The 18,516-nt window shown below is 66.4% G+C and carries 15 protein-coding genes; 7 read left to right on the forward strand and 8 right to left on the reverse strand.

Annotated features, from left to right (window positions below; genetic code table 11):
* Nucleotides 1-693, forward strand: a 693-nt coding sequence (locus tag AVT10_RS06820; protein ID WP_157092708.1) for a DNA N-6-adenine-methyltransferase, incomplete at its 5' end; no start/stop codon positions are given.
* Nucleotides 694-892: 199 nt separating this feature from the next.
* Here the strand turns inward: AVT10_RS06820 and AVT10_RS06825 are convergent.
* The gene (locus tag AVT10_RS06825; RefSeq protein ID WP_066689552.1) at nucleotides 893-1,984 is read right to left on the reverse strand and encodes a hypothetical protein; all 1,092 of its coding nucleotides are present in this window, start codon (nucleotides 1,982-1,984) and stop codon (nucleotides 893-895) included.
* 622 nt (nucleotides 1,985-2,606) lie between these two features.
* On the opposite strand from AVT10_RS06825, the gene AVT10_RS06830 reads away from it, so the two are divergent.
* Both AVT10_RS06830 and AVT10_RS06835 read left to right on the forward strand, forming a co-directional pair.
* Entirely contained in the window at nucleotides 2,607-3,524 is a 918-nt protein-coding gene (locus tag AVT10_RS06830; RefSeq protein WP_066689553.1) for a bifunctional helix-turn-helix transcriptional regulator/GNAT family N-acetyltransferase, read from the forward strand.
* The gene (locus AVT10_RS06835) at nucleotides 3,521-4,069 is read left to right on the forward strand and encodes a GNAT family N-acetyltransferase (protein WP_066689554.1); all 549 of its coding nucleotides are present in this window, start codon (nucleotides 3,521-3,523) and stop codon (nucleotides 4,067-4,069) included. The genes AVT10_RS06830 and AVT10_RS06835 overlap by 4 nt, the downstream gene beginning before the upstream one ends.
* 11 nt (nucleotides 4,070-4,080) lie before the next feature.
* Here AVT10_RS06835 and lldD read toward each other — a convergent pair whose 3' ends face one another.
* Both lldD and AVT10_RS06845 read right to left on the reverse strand, forming a co-directional pair.
* Nucleotides 4,081-5,217 carry an FMN-dependent L-lactate dehydrogenase LldD gene (gene lldD, locus AVT10_RS06840; protein ID WP_066689555.1) on the reverse strand — a complete coding sequence of 379 codons (1,137 nt, stop codon included), beginning with the start codon at nucleotides 5,215-5,217 and terminating at the stop codon, nucleotides 4,081-4,083.
* Nucleotides 5,218-5,498: 281 nt separating this feature from the next.
* Entirely contained in the window at nucleotides 5,499-5,837 is a 339-nt protein-coding gene (locus AVT10_RS06845) for a hypothetical protein (protein WP_232307911.1), read from the reverse strand.
* Nucleotides 5,838-6,173: 336 nt separating this feature from the next.
* Here AVT10_RS06845 and ettA point away from each other — a divergent pair, with 336 nt between their 5' ends.
* Together ettA and AVT10_RS06855 are read left to right on the forward strand one after the other, a co-directional pair.
* Nucleotides 6,174-7,853 carry an energy-dependent translational throttle protein EttA gene (ettA, locus tag AVT10_RS06850; protein WP_066689556.1) on the forward strand — a complete coding sequence of 560 codons (1,680 nt, stop codon included), beginning with the start codon at nucleotides 6,174-6,176 and terminating at the stop codon, nucleotides 7,851-7,853.
* 11 nt (nucleotides 7,854-7,864) lie between these two features.
* Entirely contained in the window at nucleotides 7,865-9,040 is a 1,176-nt protein-coding gene (locus AVT10_RS06855; protein ID WP_232307912.1) for a sensor histidine kinase, read from the forward strand.
* A gap of 378 nt (nucleotides 9,041-9,418) precedes the next feature.
* Here the strand turns inward: AVT10_RS06855 and AVT10_RS06860 are convergent, their stop codons facing one another.
* The 5 genes from AVT10_RS06860 to AVT10_RS06880 form a co-directional block, all read right to left on the reverse strand.
* A complete protein-coding gene (locus AVT10_RS06860; protein WP_066689558.1) occupies nucleotides 9,419-10,195 on the reverse strand; it encodes an NYN domain-containing protein in 777 nt (258 codons plus the stop codon).
* Nucleotides 10,196-10,227: 32 nt separating this feature from the next.
* The gene (gene ybaL, locus AVT10_RS06865; RefSeq protein ID WP_066689559.1) at nucleotides 10,228-11,874 is read right to left on the reverse strand and encodes a YbaL family putative K(+) efflux transporter; all 1,647 of its coding nucleotides are present in this window, start codon (nucleotides 11,872-11,874) and stop codon (nucleotides 10,228-10,230) included.
* A gap of 105 nt (nucleotides 11,875-11,979) precedes the next feature.
* A complete protein-coding gene (locus AVT10_RS06870; RefSeq protein WP_126013953.1) occupies nucleotides 11,980-12,321 on the reverse strand; it encodes a hypothetical protein in 342 nt (113 codons plus the stop codon).
* Between the two features lie 24 nt (nucleotides 12,322-12,345).
* Nucleotides 12,346-12,828, reverse strand: coding sequence for a transcription elongation factor GreB (gene greB / locus AVT10_RS06875; protein WP_066689561.1), 483 nt, complete (start codon nucleotides 12,826-12,828; stop codon nucleotides 12,346-12,348).
* Nucleotides 12,825-14,864 (reverse strand): lytic transglycosylase domain-containing protein, encoded by a 2,040-nt coding sequence (locus tag AVT10_RS06880; protein ID WP_066689562.1) that lies wholly within the window; start codon nucleotides 14,862-14,864, stop codon nucleotides 12,825-12,827. Before AVT10_RS06880 ends, greB begins: the two co-directional genes overlap by 4 nt.
* A 78-nt stretch (nucleotides 14,865-14,942) precedes the next feature.
* On the opposite strand from AVT10_RS06880, the gene dapA reads away from it, so the two are divergent.
* Entirely contained in the window at nucleotides 14,943-15,827 is an 885-nt protein-coding gene (dapA, locus tag AVT10_RS06885; RefSeq protein ID WP_066689563.1) for a 4-hydroxy-tetrahydrodipicolinate synthase, read from the forward strand.
* A 71-nt stretch (nucleotides 15,828-15,898) separates the two neighbouring features.
* Nucleotides 15,899-18,511, forward strand: coding sequence for an ATP-binding protein (locus tag AVT10_RS06890; protein ID WP_084401443.1), 2,613 nt, complete (start codon nucleotides 15,899-15,901; stop codon nucleotides 18,509-18,511).
* Nucleotides 18,512-18,516: the final 5 nt, after the last annotated feature.

Consider the following 18,516-nt stretch of genomic DNA (forward strand, 5'->3'; position numbering starts at 1 on the left):
ACCGGGGTCCCTTTTCCACGCCGATCCACAAGCAAGCGCGCATGGTCGTTGGAACAGGTGGCGGCCAAGACTGGCTTGTCGAGGACCACCGTCGCTAGCCTGGAGCGCGGCGGAGGATCGGTTGCCAGTCTCATGAAAGTGCTGGTGGTCCTCGCACCCAATGCTCGTCGGCAAGCGCCTGAGCGCTCGTACTGGGGGCAAGGGGACAAGGCAGATCGGGACAGTCGTTTCACACCGCCCGATTTCATGGATGATATCTACACTGCCTTCGGTGCCGTCGATCTCGACCCGTGCGCTGACGTGCGTAGCCCTGTCATCGCAAATCGCAGGATATTGGTGAGCGAGGGCGGTGACGGACTCGTAGAAGACTGGTCCGGTGGACTGGCTTACGTCAATCCGCCCTTTTCGAACATGCTGGCGTGGTTACGACGCGCCTACGAACAATGGCGTGTCGGCAATGTTCGGACCGTGGTCTGCCTTGTCCCGGTCCGAACCGACTCGGCCTTCTTTCATGATACGCTGATAGCCGAAGCTGATATCTTTCTTTTGCAAGGGCGGGTTAAGTTCCTCAGCCCGCAAGGCAAGTCACAACATACACCATTCTCGCTCATGATCGTGACATTGGGAACGACGGCCGAGCAACGGCGACGGTACGCTGAACTTGCGTCCGGCCATTGGTTGGCGCGCATTTGACGTGTCACGACTGCCAACCGAACAGTTCGCTTTCGAATGCCAAGAACGCCTCCGCGCGCGATACCGACCTTCCGGTGCAACGGCGTATGATCGATGCAATGCGTCTACCAAACCGCGGTTTGACGGTTCGCTGTCTATATCCTCAGCCCATGCAGTGGGGGCGGCGAACATGTTGGGGACGTTCTCGACAGGAGATGCCTCAGACAGTTGATTGGGCCGCCTCGTCAAGCTCGGCAGGGCGGATGAAACGCTTGGGTATTTTGAGCCGGACGAACGTTTGCATGCCATCGCGCTGCGCGGACGTAATCCTTATGTTTTGCAGCACGGGGTGATCGACGACCGTGGTAGCGCTTTGTCCGGGAAGCGCATCCGTCACGGTTTCGGGAAACGGGCGATTAATAATAAACGTGTGCCCGGCAACCAGGCCAACATCAACGATCCGCACACTGGCCATGATACGCCCCGATCGCAGATAGATCGACGTCCGGCTCCCAGCGTTCTCACCAAGAATTATTTCTTGGCCGCCCCCCTCACGCGGATCGCAGCCTCCTAACAGACTTGTTGCACACACCGCCAAATCCGCGCCAGCGAGCGCAATTGCGCGTTCCGCGAGTATATCAATCTCGAACACAGCAGCGCTCGCCGTCATCCTTGCCAACGCACGCTGACGCTTGCGCTGTTCCGATGCGTGGCAGCTGATGCTGCTCATCAACTCACGTGGTGTCCAATCGACAATCCGCTGGGTATATGGCCTCAGCGCATCGTTCAGCATCGACACATTCGCCTCAAGCTGGAGATGACGGCCAGCCAACTTGACATCTACCCGCTGGGGGGCCGTTTTGAGCGACACAAGCGTCATGCCGGCTGCCGATCGCTCGATCGCCGCATCGATCATCCGACGAGCCTGGGCAAACCGGTCTGTGTGCCGTTGCCGGGCGCGGTGAACCTCATGAACCCGTTGAAAAACGAGCTCTGGCAAGTCCGGCAGACCCGGCCCACCCATCTCGCTCGTAAGCCTGTCAGGGGCGAACAGGCAGAGGACTACGGCCCCGATACCAACTTCTATGACGACCCCTGTTTCCCTGAACTGGGCGCCGGCCGCCACGCGCCGCACGAGTTGTACGACCGGTGCCGAAGCGGCCATGGCTTCGCAGGCGGCGATGCGTTGGCGCAGGCGCATCTGAAGATCGCGGATTTCTAACGCAGTCAGTTCGCTCGATACGTCGGTCACATCTGGTCCATCTTCGGTGAGAAGGCATTGGTCGACGGCTTGGTTCATGACTTCGTCCATTCTCCGGAGGTGCGGCTTTTCCACTCTTTCTGCGGAACTTACCTACATTCGCTTAATGCGAGGGACCTTCAGGGCGTTGTTCGGCGCCAGCTGCCTGGACGATGTCTGAGGAGACAATTCGCGTCAGCTTGGATCGAACACGAGGTGGAGAGCTGCCTCAATCACGTTGAACCGAGGCTTGCGCGGTGCCCCACAGTTCATCGCAGGGCGAAAGGACGTCTAAGCCGTATGATCCAACAGCCGGCATGCTAACCGACGTGGCCGTGCCGGGCAGTAGGAGACAACAAGGCCGCGTGGACCGCGAACGAAATGCGATATGGACCACTTCAGCAACGTCTCGTCGACGCCCTGCCAACGGCTTGGAGTTGATCCGACTCAACTCATCGCAAGGCCTCTGGACCGATATACACAACCGATGCACAAGGATGCCGCGATCCTGCAAGAACCGCGGAAATCCGTGGGTTTGTGGTGACGGTATTTCGGGTTCGAATCCTGTCTCCCCGACCACGAAATCCACCACACATCTTTTGCTCGATCGGGCCGAATAGGCGCCGACCGGTTTGGCACGTCGCTTTCCGTCAGTACTTGACTCAGTCAACTATCCTGCGCCAACTAGGACTGCATGGAAGATGCAGACGTCACCGCAGTCCGGCAGTTCAACCGCTTCTATACCCAGACGATCGGCGCCCTCGACGCGCGCTTTCTGGGGACCGAAGCGAGCCTCCCCGAAGCGCGCCTGTTGTTCGAGATCGCGACACGCGAACCGGTAACCGCCAGCGTCCTGCAGGACGCGCTCGGTATGGATGCGGGCTATCTCAGCCGTCTCGTCGCCCGGTTCGAAAAGCGCGGTTGGATCGTCCGGGTCCGCCGCGACGATGACGCCCGCGCGCGCGATTTGCGGTTGACCGAGGCGGGACGCGACGCCTTCGCCACGATCGACCGGCGGCAGAGCGATGCGGTCGGCGACCTGCTGGGCATGGTCGAGGGACAGGCGCGGCGCGATCTGGTCGAGGCATTGACGCGCGCGCGGCTGCTGCTCGATCCGGCGTCGGGCGGGGCGTTCGTCGTCCGGCCGTTCCGTGCGGGTGAACCGGCGCTGATCGCCGCGCGGCAATCGGTCCTCTATCGCGACAGCCATGGCTGGGGTCGCGACGTCGAGGTGATCGAAAGCGAGGTGACCGCGGCGTTCCTGCGCAACTTCAACCCCGAGCGCGAACAATGCTGGGTCGCGGAGATCGACGGCGTGATGGCCGGCGCGGTGTTCGTGACCGACGAGGGAGACGATATCGCGCGACTGCGCCTGCTGCACGTCGAACCCTTTGCCCGCCGGCGCGGCATCGGCGATGCGCTGGTTGGGCACTGTGTCGATTTCGCCCGGACGAAGGGCTACCGCGCACTGGTGCTGTGGACGCAGACCGTGCTGGAGGCGGCACGCCGGATCTATGCGGCGCACGGGTTCGACTGTGTCGAGACGGCGATGCACGAACGGTTCGGCATGCCGCTACAGGGCGAAACCTGGCAGCGGAAGCTGGCCGCATGAACGAAGCGCTGACCATCCGCATCGCGACCGAGGCCGATCTCGAACCGCTTCGGGCGTTGATGGCGCTGGCGATCGATCGCGGACAGGCCGCGGTGCTGACCCCCGGACAGGTCGTCGCCAGCCGCGCGGTGATGGGCCTCGATACGCAGCTGATCCGCGACGGCACCTATTTCGTCGTCGAAGAGGGCGGGGTGCCGGTCGGCTGCGGCGGGTGGAGCCGGCGCGCGACGCTCTATGGCGGCGATCACAGCACCGACCTGCGCGATCCAGCGCTGCTCGATCCGGCGAAAGATGCTGCCCGCAACCGCGCAATGTATACCCACCCCGACCAGGTCCGCCGGGGGATCGGCCGGATGATCCTCGACCGCTGCGAACAGGCGGCGCGGGCGGAGGGGTTTGCCGCGGCCGAACTGATGGGAACGGCCGGCGGCGTGCCGCTCTATGCCGCCTGCGGCTACCACCCGGTCGAGCGCGCCGATGCGCAGGTCGATGGGGTGACCGTTCCGCTCACCCGCATGCGCAAGACGCTGACCGCGTCGGCATAGCGCGCGGCCGGTCAGGCGGTGACGAGGCTGGCCCGGTCGATCTCGGCGATCGAACGGGCACCGGTCAGCGCCATGGCGACGCGTATTTCACTCTCGAACAGGTTCAGCAGGCGGGTAACGCCGGCTTCTCCGGCGGCGGCAAGCGCATAGATGAAGGCGCGCCCGATCATCGTCGCATCGGCGCCGAGCGCCAGCATCCGCACCACGTCCAGCCCCGAGCGGATACCGGAATCGGCCAGAATCCCGATCTGTCCCTTCACCGCATCGGCGATGGCGGGCAGGGCGCGCGCGGTGGAAAGGACGCCGTCGAGCTGTCGTCCGCCATGGTTCGACACGACGATGCCATCCGCCCCGAAGCGTACCGCGTCGCGCGCGTCGTCGGGGTCCAATATCCCCTTGATGATCATCGGGCCCCGCCAGACATCGCGGATCCATTCGAGATCGCGCCACGATATCGCCGGATCGAAATTCGCACCCAGCCAGCCGATATAGTCGGCAAGCGCGGTCGGCGTGCCGCGATAGGTGGAGATATTGCCCAGGTCGTGCGGCCGCCCGAACAGCCCGACGTCCCATGCCCAGCGCGGATGGGTGAGCGCCTGGACCATCCGGCGCAGCGGGGCGTGGGGGCCCGACATGCCGCTATGCGCATCGCGGTAGCGCGCGCCCGGCACCGGCATGTCGACGGTAAAGACCAGCGTCGTGACGCCCGCCGCCTGCGCCCGTTCCAGCGCGTCGCGCATGAAGCCGCGATCCTTCAGCACATAGAGCTGGAACCAGATCGGCGCGCTGGACGCGGCCTGTACCTCGCGGATCGCGCAGACCGACACCGTCGACAGGGTGAAGGGCACGCCCTTCGCCGCCGCGGCGCGTGCCGCCTGCACCTCCCCCCGGCGGGCATACATGCCGGTCAGGCCGACCGGGGCCAGCACCACCGGCATCGCCATGCGCGTGCCGAACAGATCGATGTCGAGCCGCAGGTCGGCGACGTCGCGCAGCACCCGCTGGCGCAGCGCGATATCGGACAGGTCGTCCACGTTCCGCCGCAGCGTGTGTTCGGCATAGGCACCGCCGTCGATATAGTGGAACAGGAACGGTGGCAGCCGCCGGCGTGCGATGGCGCGAAAATCGGTGGGCGCGGACACGATCATGGCGGGGCCTTACAGGGGGCGTCGGACGGGAGGGGTGGCCGCCGCACGTTCGCGTGACCGGACATTCTCGTCAATCGCGCTGTCGGCAATCTGCCGGAACGCTACCGCGCCGCAGCGTGCAATATTCGCTCACCGACAGGTCGCAAAGGTGCCGCAATCGCGCCACCGTGATGCTGTCCGCGTAACGACCGTTATCGGCCACGAAAAAGGGGCGCCACCGTTGCCGGGGCGCCCCTTCTTCATTCCGGCTTCCCGCGTCGGTGAGGACGCGGGAACGGGAATTACATGCCGTTGTGCTCGGCGGCGTTCTCGATCGCGTCCGACGCGTCTTCGGCGTTTTCCGAAGCGTTCATCAGGTCGGCAGCGACGGCTTCGTTCGAGGTGTTCTCGGCCTGCGCTTCGAGGTTGTCCGCCAGCATTTCCAGGTTGTCCGACGCGGCGTCGGCAGCGTTGTCGGTCGGGGTGTTCTTGCAAGCGGCAACCGACAGGAGGCCGGCGGCGGCGGCGACGAGCATGATCTTCTTCATTCGGGTTACTCCCAGAAAATTCCATTTCGCGAATATCCCGGCGTCACCGCCGTCGCGAGATAGCCGCAATAGCGCCTTGTACGCCGCCGTCAATCTCCAATTGTGGCAAGATTGCGGCTTTGCGACCAATGGTGGACCGCGCCAGCGTTACGACGAAGTGACATTTTGGCAGGAAACAGAGCCGAAAATGGCGGAAAACGCGATGTCATGCTGCAATCGCGAAAGGGTGCCGCCGTCGATCGGCCCGGGCCGCCGGAACGACGCCGCCACCGGATCGAGTCGCTGCCGAATGGACGACGGCGACGGTCGAATCGGGCCGACCGCCCGCGCGCCCGGTCCATGGCGCCCGCGTTGCCAATTCGCCGGCCCATCGCTACATCGCGCCAGAACCTTTTATATCACCCGATATTCGAAACGGAGCCGTCGGCAATGGCCGTGCAGTACAGCTATGTGATGAAGGGTCTGACCAAGACCTTCCCCGGCGCCAACAAGCCGGTGCTCAACAATATCCACCTGCAGTTCCTGCCCGACGCGAAGATCGCGATCATCGGCCCGAACGGCGCGGGCAAGTCGACTCTGATGAAGGTCATGGCCGGCATCGACACCGAATTCACCGGCGAGGCCTGGGCCGCCGAGGGGATCAAGGTCGGCTATCTGCCGCAGGAGCCGAAGCTCGATCCGACCAAGACGGTGATGGAGAACGTCAAGGACGGCGTGCGTCCGGTCGCCGACCTCGTCGATCGCTTCAACGCCATCTCGGCCGAAATGGGCGATCCGCAGGACGATACCGATTTCGACGCGCTGATGGAGGAGATGGGCGAGCTTCAGGCGAAGATCGACGCGGTCGACGGCTGGAGCCTCGACAACCAGCTCGAAATCGCGATGGAAGCGCTGCGCTGCCCGCCGGGTGATGCTTCGGTCGAAAATCTGTCGGGCGGTGAAAAGCGCCGCGTTGCGCTGTGTAAGCTGCTGCTCGAAAAGCCGCAGATCCTGCTGCTCGACGAACCGACCAACCACCTCGACGCCGAAAGCGTCGCGTGGCTGGAAAACTACCTCAAGGAATATACCGGCAACGTCATCCTCGTGACCCACGACCGGTACTTCCTCGACAACGTCGTGAACTGGGTGCTCGAGCTGGATCGCGGCCGCTACTACACCTACGAAGCCAATTATTCGGGCTATCTGGAAAAGAAGGCCAAGCGCCTCGAACAGGAAGAGCGCGAGGAAGCCGGCCGGCAAAAGGCGATCCGCGACGAGCTGGACTGGATGCGGCAGACGCCCAAGGCGCGCCAGACCAAATCCAAGGCGCGTATCCGTGCGTTCGACGAACTGGTCGAAAAGCAGGAAAACCGCGCGGTCGGCAAGGCGCAGATTCTCATCCAGATCCCCGAACGCCTCGGCGGCAAGGTGATCGAGGCGAAGAACCTGACCAAGGCCTATGGCGACAAGCTGCTGTTCGAAGGTCTCGACTTCAACCTGCCGCCCGGCGGCATCGTCGGCGTGATCGGGCCGAACGGCGCGGGCAAGTCGACGCTGTTCAAGCTGATCACCGGCCAGGAGCAGCCCGATGGCGGCTCGATCGAGGTCGGGCAGACGGTGAAGCTCGGCTATGTCGACCAGTCGCGCGACGACCTCGACCCCAACAAGAATGTCTGGGAAGAGGTCTCGGACGGCCTCGACGTGTTCCGCTTCGGCAAGCAGGAACTGGGCACGCGCGCCTATGTCGGCGCGTTCAACTTCAAGGGGCAGGACCAGCAGAAGAAGGTCGGCCAGCTGTCGGGCGGTGAACGCAACCGCGTCCACATCGCCAAGATGCTGAAGGAGGGCGGCAACGTCCTGCTGCTCGACGAACCGACCAACGACCTCGACGTCGAGACGCTGCGCGCGCTCGAAGAGGCGCTGGAATCGTTCGCGGGCTGCGCCGTGGTCATCAGCCACGATCGCTTCTTCCTCGATCGCCTGTGCACCCACATCCTCGCGTTCGAAGGCGACAGCCATGTCGAATGGTTCGAGGGCAATTTCGAAGCCTATGAGGAAGACAAGCGCCGCCGCATGGGCGATGCGGCCGATCGTCCGACGCGGCTGGCGTACAAGAAGCTGACGCGCTGATCGTCATGCCGGTGGTCGAGGAAAATGGGGCGGGGTCGGACGATCCCGCCGATGCGATCCGCTATCGCCTCGACCAGCAGCGTATTCTGGCCGAGTTCGGCGGCATCGCGCTGCGCAGCCGCGACATCGACGAGATCGTGCGGGCGGCGGTCGAACTGGCCGCGCGCGGCATGCGGACGCGGCTCGCCAAGTTCCTGCATCACGACGACCAGGGCGGCGCGCTGATCGTCCGTGCCGGCATAGGCTGGAACGAGGGCGTGGTCGGGCAGGCGGAGATGGGCGACGATCTCGCCTCGCCCGCCGGCTTCGCCTTCCGCACCGGCGAGGCGGTGATCTCCAATCACCTGAGCGACGAAAAGCGCTTCCGCACGCCGGACTTCATGGCCGACCATGGCGTCAAGCGGGCGATCAACGTGCTGGTCGAAGCGAACGGCAAGCGCTTCGGCGTGCTGGAGGTCGACAGCCGCAAGGATGGCCGGTTCGAGGAAGACGACCTCGCCTTCATGCAGGGCTTCGCCAACCTGATCGGGGTCGCGATCGAACGGCTGGAGGCCGAAGCCTCGCTGCGCGCCGCGATCGAGCATCAGGAACTGCTGACGCGCGAGGCGTCGCACCGGGTCAAGAACAGCCTCGCCATGGTGTCGGCCATGCTCAACCTGCAGATGCGCGAGGATGACGACCCGCGGGTGCAGCGGATGCTGGGCGACGCGCAGGCGCGGATCGTCGCCATCGGCCAGGCGCATGACCAGTTGTGGCAGGGCGACCGGGTCGGCGTCGTTGCGCTGGAGCGGCTGCTATGCGGCATCGTCGACCAGTTGAAGGAACAGGCGCCCGACCACGCGATCGACTGCGACATCGCGCCATTGGTGGTCAGCGGCGACACCGCGATCCCGCTCGGGCTGTTGCTGACCGAACTGGTCACCAACGCGATCAAATATGCCTATGGCGAGGGTGGCGGGGCGGTGCGGATCGCGACGCGTTGCGACGACGGGCAATTATGGCTGGAAGTCGTCGATCGCGGGCAGGGGCTGCCGGCCGGCTTCGATCCGACCGCGGCGCGACCGACGAGTCTGGGCATGCGCATGGTCGGCAGTCTGGCACGGCAGCTGGGCGGGACGCTCAGTTTCGAGAATGCAGCGCCGGGGACGCAGGTGACGTTCGTGATGCCTTTGCCGGAGTCGGTGTAGGGCATTTGCTATCCCCTCCTCCAATCCGTTCACTTCGAGCAGGTTCGAGCGAAGTCGAGAACCGACCGTCGAGAAGACCTTTCCGCGTTCCCCACCGTTCGTCCTGAGTAGCCACTGAGCCTGTCGAAGTGGCGTATCGAAGGACCGCCACCGGTGCTTCGATACGGGTTTTCGACTTCGCTCAGCCCCTACTCAGCACGAACGGATGCGGGCGAAATCCCGCCTGTTACCCGTTCGGTTCGAGCAGCTTCGAGCTCGTCGAGAAGCGTCTGTCGAGAACGGCCCGATTGTGGCCCCGCCTTCTCGACGGACGGTTCTCGACAGGCTCGAACCTGCTCGAAGCAAACGGAGTGCGTGAGGAAAGGGCAGGCGTCCCCCTCAAACCCGCTTGACGAACACCCCCGTATCGCGCCGCTCCACCTCGAACTCCTTCACCTTCTCGATCAGGTCCGACAGCCGCTTGAACCCGTAGTTCCGCGTGTCGAAGCTCGACCGGTTGGCCGCGCGCTGGCCGACTTCGGACAGGCTGGCAAAGCCCTTCTTGTCGACCTTCGACGCGTCATAGGCATCGGACAGCAGCTTCACGAGCGCGGCATCGACCTTCTGCTGGCGCCGCGCCGGGGCAGGGGCGGGCTTGGCGGCAGGCGCCGCAGCCGGCGCGGCGACGCCGCCGATCGCCGGTGGCAGCGGCATGTTCGCCACGTCCTCGACATCCAGCGACGCGACGTCGATAAAGCGGGTGCAACTCTCGCGAAACCCTTCGGGCGTCCGGTCGGTGCCGAAACCATAGACCGGCACCCCTTCCTGCCGGATGCGCTGGGCCAGCGGCATGAAGTCGCTGTCCGACGACATGATCCCGAAACCCGTAATGCGGCCGCGCAAAAGCAGGTCCATCGCGTCGATGGTCATGCGCATGTCGGTCGCGTTCTTGCCCTTGGTGATGTCGAACTGCTGGAACGGCTCGATCCCGTGGCGCATCAGCAGCGCCTTCCAGCTTTTCAGCCCCGGCTTCTCCCAATTGCCATAGGCGCGGCGGACATTGACCGTGCCGAACTCGGCCAGCACTGTCAGCACGGAATCGAGATAGGCGGCGCCGGCATTGTCGGCATCGATCAGCAACGCGACGTTGCCGGTGGGGGCGTGATGGGTGGCCATGGCGTTCGTCTATCCTGTCCCGGCGGCGGCGGCTATGCCTCCTGCAACCGCTGTTCCTCGGCCCGGCGCAACATGGTGCGCGCCAGCTCCTCCTCGCCCAGCACGACCTGATCGACGCCGTGGCGCGTGAGATACTGCACCTCCTCTGCCGAATGCGCCCGCGACAGGATGTAGAGGCCGGCGTTCATGCCCCGGGCATGCTGGACGATCGCGCCCGCCTCGAACCCGCCGGGGATGGCGATCAGCAGCTTGGTCGCCTCCGCTACCCCCGCGTCGCGCAGCACATTGGGGTCGAGCGCATTGCCCAGCACCACGCTCCACCCATGCGCCTGCGCCGTGCGCGCGGTATCGGCCTGGTCCTCGATCACGACGAAGGCGCGGCCGGCATCGCGCAGCCCTTCGGCGATCAACCGCCCGACCCGCCCCGCGCCGATCAGCACGACATGATCCTCGCGCGCTTCCTCGCGCGCCGCCTCGCGTTCCTGCGCGGGGCTCGGCTCCTCGCCGCGTCCGGCGACCGCGCCGAACAGGAACGGGTTGACCATGATCGACAGGATCGCGCCCGCCAGGATCAGGTCGCGCCCCTCGCTCGGCAGGATGTTCAGGCTGGTGCCGATGCCGGCGAGTATGAACGAGAATTCGCCGATCTGCGCAAGGCTGGCGGCGATGGGCGCGGCGGTGCGGTTGGGGTGGCCGAACAGGCGGACGATGGCGAATGCCGCCGCCGACTTGCCGATGACGATGATGGCGATGGTCGCGATCAGGGGGCCGGGCTGTTCGACCAGCACCTGCGGATTGAACAACATGCCGACCGACACGAAGAACAGCACCGCGAACGCATCGCGCAAGGGGAGCGTTTCCTGCGCCGCACGCCGGCTGAGCGGCGTTTCGCCCAGGATCATGCCGGCGAAGAATGCGCCCAGCGCAAACGACACGTCGAACGCCAGCGCCGCCCCGAACGCCACACCCAATGCGATGGCCAGCACCGCCAGCCGGAACAGCTCACGCGATCCGGTATGCACCACCCAGTGCAGCGCCCAGGGGATTACCCGCCGCCCGACGACCAGCATCAGCGTGACGAAGCCGGTGACCTTCAGCAGCGTCATCACGATCGCGGTCACGATCGCACCGGGCGCGGCGGCCTTGGCCGGGTCGACCGCGGCGGCGACGACCGGCAGCAGGACGAGCGCCAGCACCATCGCCAGATCTTCGACGATCAGCCACCCGACCGCGATCCGCCCGCGCTCGGTCTGGACCAGCGCGCGGGCCTCCAGCGCGCGCAGCAGCACGACGGTACTCGCGACCGACAGGGCGAGGCCGAACACGATGCCGGCCATCAACGACCATCCGAGAAACTGCGACAGGCCCCAACCCATCGTCGTCGCGACGGCAATCTGCACCACCGCGCCCGGGACGGCGATGCGCCACACCGACAACAGGTCCTTCAGCGAAAAATGCAGCCCGACCCCGAACATCAGCAGGATGACGCCGATCTCCGCCAGTTCGGTGGCGATCCCCGAATGCGCGACGAAGCCGGGCGTGAACGGCCCGATCAGCACACCCGCCAGCAGATATCCGGCGATCGGCGAAACGCGCAGCTTGAGCGCGACCGCCCCCAGCGCGAACGCCGCGACCAGTGCGGTGACGATGGTTCCGATCAGCGGCGTGTAATGGGGCATTGCGTCTCCTCGGTCGGGTTCCTCCCAAGCGAACGGACGGCAGGGCGGCTGGGTTCGTCAACGTACCAAATTTACCGCCCGATGGCAGTCGGTAACGCCGCGTCGTTACTCGATATCGTCGGCATATCCTGCCAGTGCGGCGATGGCGGCCGGGTCGTCGGCATGGCGCTGGCGAAGCGAGCGCAGGGCGGCGTCGGTGCCGGTACAGGTCCGCTCCATCCCGTATTTCAGGAACACCGCACGCGCCGGGCCGGTCGCTTCCTCGCCGCGCAGATGGTCGCATTCATCGCGTTTCAGGCGAAAGGCGACGACATCGGCGGGGAGGGCGGGGACATTGCCGGTCGACGCGTCGGTTCTGTGGGTCTCGACATGGATGACGGGTGCGTCCGATGGGGCGCCTCCGCAACCCGACAGCAACAACCCGATCGTCGCCATGAGCAACCGCACATCATTCCCCCGCCAAGCGTCGAATCACGGATAGACGATCGCCATCACCTCAACTTCCTTCGCCCCCGCCGGCAGGGCGACCGTCCGCACGTCGCCGACCGCGCTGCCGCGCAAGGCCCGCGCCATGGGGGAGTTCCACCCGATCCGCCCCTTGCCGGCATCGGCCTCGTCGTCGCCGACCAGTTCGAGCGTGCGGTGGTTGTCGTCCTCGTCGGCGATGGTCACCGTCGCACCGAACCATGCCCGGCCGCGCTCGGTCTGCGTCGCCGGATCGACCACCCGCGCCGCCTTCATGCGCTTGGCGAGAAAGCCTAGCCGCCGGTCGATCTCGCGCAGCCGTTTGCGGCCATAGATATAGTCGCCATTCTCCGACCGGTCGCCATTGCCCGCGGCCCAGGCGATGACGTCGACCAGCTTCGGCCGCTCCTCGCCCAGCAACTGGTCATATTCGGCCTTCAACACGGCATAACCCGCCGGGGTGATGTAATTCGGACGCGGTTCGCTCATCCCGGTCGGTTCTTCCCCAGATACCAGCTCAGATTGTTCGGCCCCTTCGACCGTGCCTTGTCGGCATGGATCAGGTCATAGACGACCGCATTTTCCAGCACGCGCTGCACATAGCCGCGCGTTTCGGTGTACGGAATCTTCTCCACCCAATCGACGATGTCGACTCCCGGCGTGCGCGGGTCGCCATTGGCGCGCAGCCATTTGTTCACATTGCCCGGCCCGGCATTGTAGGCGGCAATGGCGAGCGGATAATAGCCGCCATAATAATCGAGCATCCGCTGAATGAAGCTCGACCCCAGCGCCATGTTATACGCCGGATCATTGAGCGAGGACGGATTGTAGGAAAGCCCCAGCTTCCCTGCCGTCTCGCGCGCGGTGCCCGGCATCAACTGCATCAGCCCGCGCGCGCCGGTGCGGCTGACGGCGGTGCGGTCGAACTGGCTTTCCTGCCGCGCGATCGCGTGGATCAACGTGAACTGATCGCGCTGCGCCCCGCTGACCTGCACCGACGGATAGCCCGCCAGCGTATAGTCGCTATGCCCGTTCAGCAGCGCGCTGCGCCCGACCATGACGCTCAGGTCCGGGCGGTCGATCGCCTGCGCCAGCTCGACCGCCAGCGCATGATCGGTGTCGCTGCGTGCGTCCTCGGCGATCTTGCGGACGAACAGCCCTTGATCGCCATATTGCCCGGTGCGGCCCAGATAGCGCGTCGCCTTGACCACATCGCTGTTCATGTACGCCGCGCGCACGGCCGCCGGGACCGCTGCGGGATCGGCGGTATTGCCCGGTGCACGCAGGGGGCGGCCGATCCGCTCGCTGGCCAGCTGTCCGTAATATAGGTCGCCCAGATCGGCGGCCTGCGCGTACCAGCGGTCGGCGGTGGCGCGGTCGCCCGCTGCCTCCGCCGCGCGCCCCGCCCAGTAATAGCCCTTGGTCCGGACGGTCGGCGTGCGCGATCCGCTGGCATAGCGGGCGAACATGCCGGTCGCATCCGCCGGCCGGTTCAGCTTCTGCAGCGCGACCGTCCCCGCCAGCCACGCGAGGCTGGTATAGTCGTCGCGCTCGCCATAGGCCGCGTCGGCGATCACCGTCCCCGCCGGGAACGCATCGTCGATCTGCGACGCGATGCGATAGGCGAGGTCGAACTGGCTGTCCGCCTGCGCCGCCTTGGCATTGGTCAGCAGGACCTCCAGCCATTCCTCGACATCCCCCGGACTGCGCGACAGACGGCGCGGCTGCGCGAGGTAGGAGCGGGCCGCCACCGACTGACCCGTAGCGCGCAGCCAGCTGGCGCGGTCGCCGATATAGCCCGGATCGGTCCGGTCGACGCCCGGCTGTTCGCCCCGGACGCTGGCATCCGCCGCATTGGTGCGGAACGCCATGCGCGCATCGAAGGTCGGCCGCATCGCCGCCGAGACATAGCCGATCTGCCGCCCGGCGGCGGTCGTCGCGCCCTGCCACAACAGCCGGTCCATCCGCGCGTCATGATCCTGCGGGGTCAGCGCCGAGGCGAACCGGCCGAGCAGCTTCGCCTCGTCATTGGTGCGCAGCGCCCCCCGGCGCCATGCCGTGCGCGCCGCTTCATGCGCCTCGGCCATCCGCCCGCTCGCCGCCAACGCCTCCGCCATGCGCAGCCGCCCGGCGGCGGTCAGCGGCGGATAGCGGTCGAAGAAGCGCAGCACCGTCGCCGGGTCCTGCGCGCCGTCCGCCAGCACCGTCTCCGCCGCCGCGCGCCGGCTGGTTTCCCCGGGAAAACCGGGATGCGCCAGCAGGAACCGGGCATAGTCGGTAAAGGGATAATTGTCGGATTGCTGCAACCGTTTCCAATCGGCCAGCACCGGCTGGATCGGGTCATAGGCCGGGGCCGATGCCACCGGCTGGACCATCGGTCGCACGGTGATCGGCGCTGGCTGCACCATCGACGGCGGCAGCGGTTGGACGGAGATCTGCGCGGCGGGATGGAACATCCCGGCGGCCATGGCGGCGCTCGCGACGCCGGTGAGCAGGAACGCGCTCTTGAACACGGTGGTCAGCATACTGGACATGATATGGAAGCCCGCCCTATCTGTCGCCACCTTTTCGGCTCGAAACCCTGTCTGCGGAGCGCGTTTTCCATGTTTTCCGGTTCGATTCCCGCGCTCGTCACCCCGTTCGCCGACGGTCGGTTCGACGAAGCATCGTTCCGCGCCCTGGTCGACTGGCAGATCGAGAGCGGGTCGAGCGCGCTGGTTCCCTGCGGCACCACCGGCGAAGCGGCGACGATGACGATCGAGGAGCATGACCATGTCGTGCGCGTCTGCGTCGATCAGGCACGTGGCCGCGTACCGGTGATCGCGGGCTGCGGGTCGAACGACACCGCCGTCGCGCTGCACCACATCCATGCCGCGAAGGCCGCGGGCGCCACCGCCGCGCTGCTCGTCCCGCCCTATTACAACCGCCCGAATCAGGAAGGGGTGTTCCGCCATTTCGAGGTGCTGGCGTCGCAGGGCGGCCTGCCGATCGTGCTCTACAACGTGCCCGGCCGCACCATCACCGACATCGCGGTCGAGACGGTCGAGCGGATCGTGAAGGCGTTCCCCGACGTAGTGGTCGGCATCAAGGACGCGACCGGACAGATGGCGCGCGTCGCCGAACACCGTGCGCGCTGCGGCACCGGTTTCGCCCAGCTGTCGGGCAATGACGACATGACGCTCGCCTTCATGGCGATGGGCGGGGTCGGCGCGATCTCGGTCACCGCCAATGTCGCGCCCGCCATGTGCGCCGAGTTTCAGGACGCCTGCGCCGCCGGCGACTTTGCCCGGGCGCTGACCATTCAGGACCGGCTGTTCCCGCTGCACGCCGCATTGTTCAGCGATGCGTCGCCCGGTCCGGTCAAATATGCGATGGGCCGCGTCCGCCCGGGCTTTCCGACCGACCTGCGCCTGCCGATGACGCCCGCGTCCGAAGCCTCGCGCGCGGCGGTCGATGCCGCGCTCGCCCATGCCGGGCTGGTGCGCTGAGGATGGGAAGGTCGAAGCGGGGGGATGCATCCATTGCCGTAGCGGGGGCTGCGGCGTAACACGCAGGGCCTATGCCAAACGGACCTCTCTCAACCCAGACGGTGACCGGTGCGGAAATCGCCGCCCGCGACTGGTCGACGACCCCGCTGGGCCCGATCGAGGGGTGGCCGGTGTCGCTGCGCTCGCTGCTGGCGATGATGCTGTCCTGCCCGACGCCGATGTTCCTCGCCTGGGGGCCGGAGCTGCGCTGCTTCTACAACGATGCCTATCGCCCGATCCTGGGGCTACGGCTCGACGGCGCGCTGGGCGAACGCTTCGATATCGTCTGGGCCAGCATCTGGGACGAACTGGTCCCGCTGGTCGACCAGACTCTTGCCGGCGGCAGCATCGTCGCCACCGACATGAAGCTCGACCTCGCCCGCACCGGCGAGCCGGAGGAGAGCTGGTGGACCTTCACCTATTCCCCGGCCTTTGACGATGCAGGGCAGGTCGCCGGCCTGTTCTGTGTGACGGGGGAGACGACGTCGCGCATCGTGGCCGAGCGGGAACGGGCGGCCGCCGACGAACGGCGGCAACTGGCCCTGTCCGCCGGGCGCAATATCGGTGCGTGGGACTGGGACGTGCAGGCCGACATGATCCGCGCCGACAGCCGGTTCGCGCTGCTCTACGGCGTCGATCCGAAGATGGCGGAGCAGGGCGCGCCGATCGCCCGCTTCTTCGAAGGAATCCATCCCGACGACCTGCCGATGGCCCAGCGCGCGATCGAACGCGCGATGGACCCGACCGGCGACGGCACCTTCATTTCGGAATATCGCGTCGTCGACCAGGGCGGCAATTGCCGCTGGGTGTCGGCGCAGGGCCGCTGCACCTTCGACGATAGCGGGCGCCCGCTGCGCTTTCCCGGCGTCAGCTACGACATCGACGACCGGAAACAGGCCGAACTGGCGGCGCTGGCGGCCAAGGCGGAGCGCGAATTCGTCCTGTCGCTCAGCGCCCGGCAACGCGCCGCGACCGATCCGGACGCGATCATGCGCTTCACCGCCCGCGCGCTTGGCGAATGGCTCCGCGTCGACCGGGTCGCTTTCGCCCGCGTCGCGGCCAACCGCGTGCGCTATATGGGCGGGTGGAACGACGGGGTCCTGCCGCCGCTGACCGGCGAACATTCGCTCGACCGCTTCGGGCAGGGCAATACCGCGCTGCTGCGCGCCGGGCGGACGATCGTATCGGACGAATTCGCGATCGACCCCGATTTCGTCGGTAGCGAGGCATCATCCTATTCAGCCGTCTCTGGCTTCTGCGTGCCGCTGCGGCAGGACGGGCGGCTGGAAGGGCTGCTGATCGTCGGTCATGGCGCACCGCGTCACTGGCTGCCGGGCGAAATCGCGCTGTTGCAGGAAGTGGCGGAGATCAGCTGGGTCACCGTCCAGCGCGCCGACGCGCTGCTTCGGTTGCAGGCGAAGGTCGGGCGGCAGGATGCACAGCTCGAACGCGTCGCCACCGAACTGCACAATGCCGCCAGCGCCCGCGCCGCCGCCGAGACGCAGGTGCGCCAGTTGCAGAAGATGGAGGCGGTCGGCCAGCTGACCGGCGGCATCGCGCACGATTTCAACAACATGCTCGCGGTCGTGATCGGCGGGCTGGACATGATCGAGCGCCGCATCGCCAGCGGGCGCGGCGATGTCGAGCGTTATGTCGAGGCGGCGAAGGACGGCGCTACCCGCGCCGCCGCGCTCACCCAGCGCCTGCTCGCCTTCTCCCGCCAGTCGCCGCTGGCGCCCGAACCGGTCGAGGGCAACCGCCTGATCGCCGACCTGACCGAGCTGCTGACCCGGACGCTCGGCGAACGGATCGCGGTGGAGACGGTGCTCAGCGCCGGGCTGTGGCGGGCGGAGGCCGATCGCGGCCAGCTCGAAAATGCCATCGTCAACCTCGCGGTGAATGCCCGTGATGCGATGCCCGATGGCGGCAAGCTGACGATCGAGACCGCCAATGCCCATGTCGGCGACGATTATGCGCGCGAGGCCGACATGGCCGCCGGGCAATATGTCATGATCGCCGTCACCGATACCGGCACCGGCATGGCGCCCGACGTGCTGGCCAAGGCGTTCGAGCCGTTCTTCACCACCAAGCCGGTCGGGCGCGGCACGGGCCTTGGCCTCAGTCAGGTGTTCGGCTTCGTCCGCCAGTCCCGCGGCCATGTCCGCATCTATTCCGAACCCGATGTCGGCACGACCGTCCGCCTGTACCTGCCGCGCTTTTATGGCGAGACGCCGACACCCACGCCGCGCGCCGCGCTCCAGCCGATCCGCCGCGGCAGCCCGGACGAAACGGTGCTGGTGGTCGAGGACGAATCGCGCGTCCGCAGCTTCTCGGTCGAGGTGCTGCGCGACCTGGGCTATGGCGTCCTCCATGCCTCCAACGGACCGGAGGCGCTCGAACTGCTGGCACAGGGGGTGCGCGTCAGGCTGCTGTTCACCGACGTCGTGATGCCGGGCATGACCGGCCGCGAACTGGCCGACCGGGCGCTGGCGATGCGGCCCGACCTGCGCGTGCTCTATACCACCGGCTATACCCGCAACGCGGTCGTCCATAACGGCGTGCTCGACCCCGGCACGCGGCTGCTCCCCAAGCCGTTCGGCGTGGACGAACTGGCAAGAAAGGTACGCGAAGCCCTCGACGCGTAATCAAG

This window comes from Sphingomonas hankookensis, assembly GCF_001619955.1.
Lineage (GTDB): Bacteria > Pseudomonadota > Alphaproteobacteria > Sphingomonadales > Sphingomonadaceae > Sphingomonas > Sphingomonas hankookensis_A.

Coding starts and splice junctions, on each gene's coding strand:
- AVT10_RS06825 (WP_066689552.1), bottom strand. CDS start 1,984: ATGGACGAAGTCATGAACCAAGCCGTCGACCAATGCCTTCTCACCGAA.
- AVT10_RS06830 (WP_066689553.1), top strand. CDS start 2,607: ATGGAAGATGCAGACGTCACCGCAGTCCGGCAGTTCAACCGCTTCTAT.
- AVT10_RS06835 (WP_066689554.1), top strand. CDS start 3,521: ATGAACGAAGCGCTGACCATCCGCATCGCGACCGAGGCCGATCTCGAA.
- lldD (WP_066689555.1), bottom strand. CDS start 5,217: ATGATCGTGTCCGCGCCCACCGATTTTCGCGCCATCGCACGCCGGCGG.
- ettA (WP_066689556.1), top strand. CDS start 6,174: ATGGCCGTGCAGTACAGCTATGTGATGAAGGGTCTGACCAAGACCTTC.
- AVT10_RS06860 (WP_066689558.1), bottom strand. CDS start 10,195: ATGGCCACCCATCACGCCCCCACCGGCAACGTCGCGTTGCTGATCGAT.
- ybaL (WP_066689559.1), bottom strand. CDS start 11,874: ATGCCCCATTACACGCCGCTGATCGGAACCATCGTCACCGCACTGGTC.
- greB (WP_066689561.1), bottom strand. CDS start 12,828: ATGAGCGAACCGCGTCCGAATTACATCACCCCGGCGGGTTATGCCGTG.
- AVT10_RS06880 (WP_066689562.1), bottom strand. CDS start 14,864: ATGCTGACCACCGTGTTCAAGAGCGCGTTCCTGCTCACCGGCGTCGCG.
- dapA (WP_066689563.1), top strand. CDS start 14,943: ATGTTTTCCGGTTCGATTCCCGCGCTCGTCACCCCGTTCGCCGACGGT.
- AVT10_RS06890 (WP_084401443.1), top strand. CDS start 15,899: ATGCCAAACGGACCTCTCTCAACCCAGACGGTGACCGGTGCGGAAATC.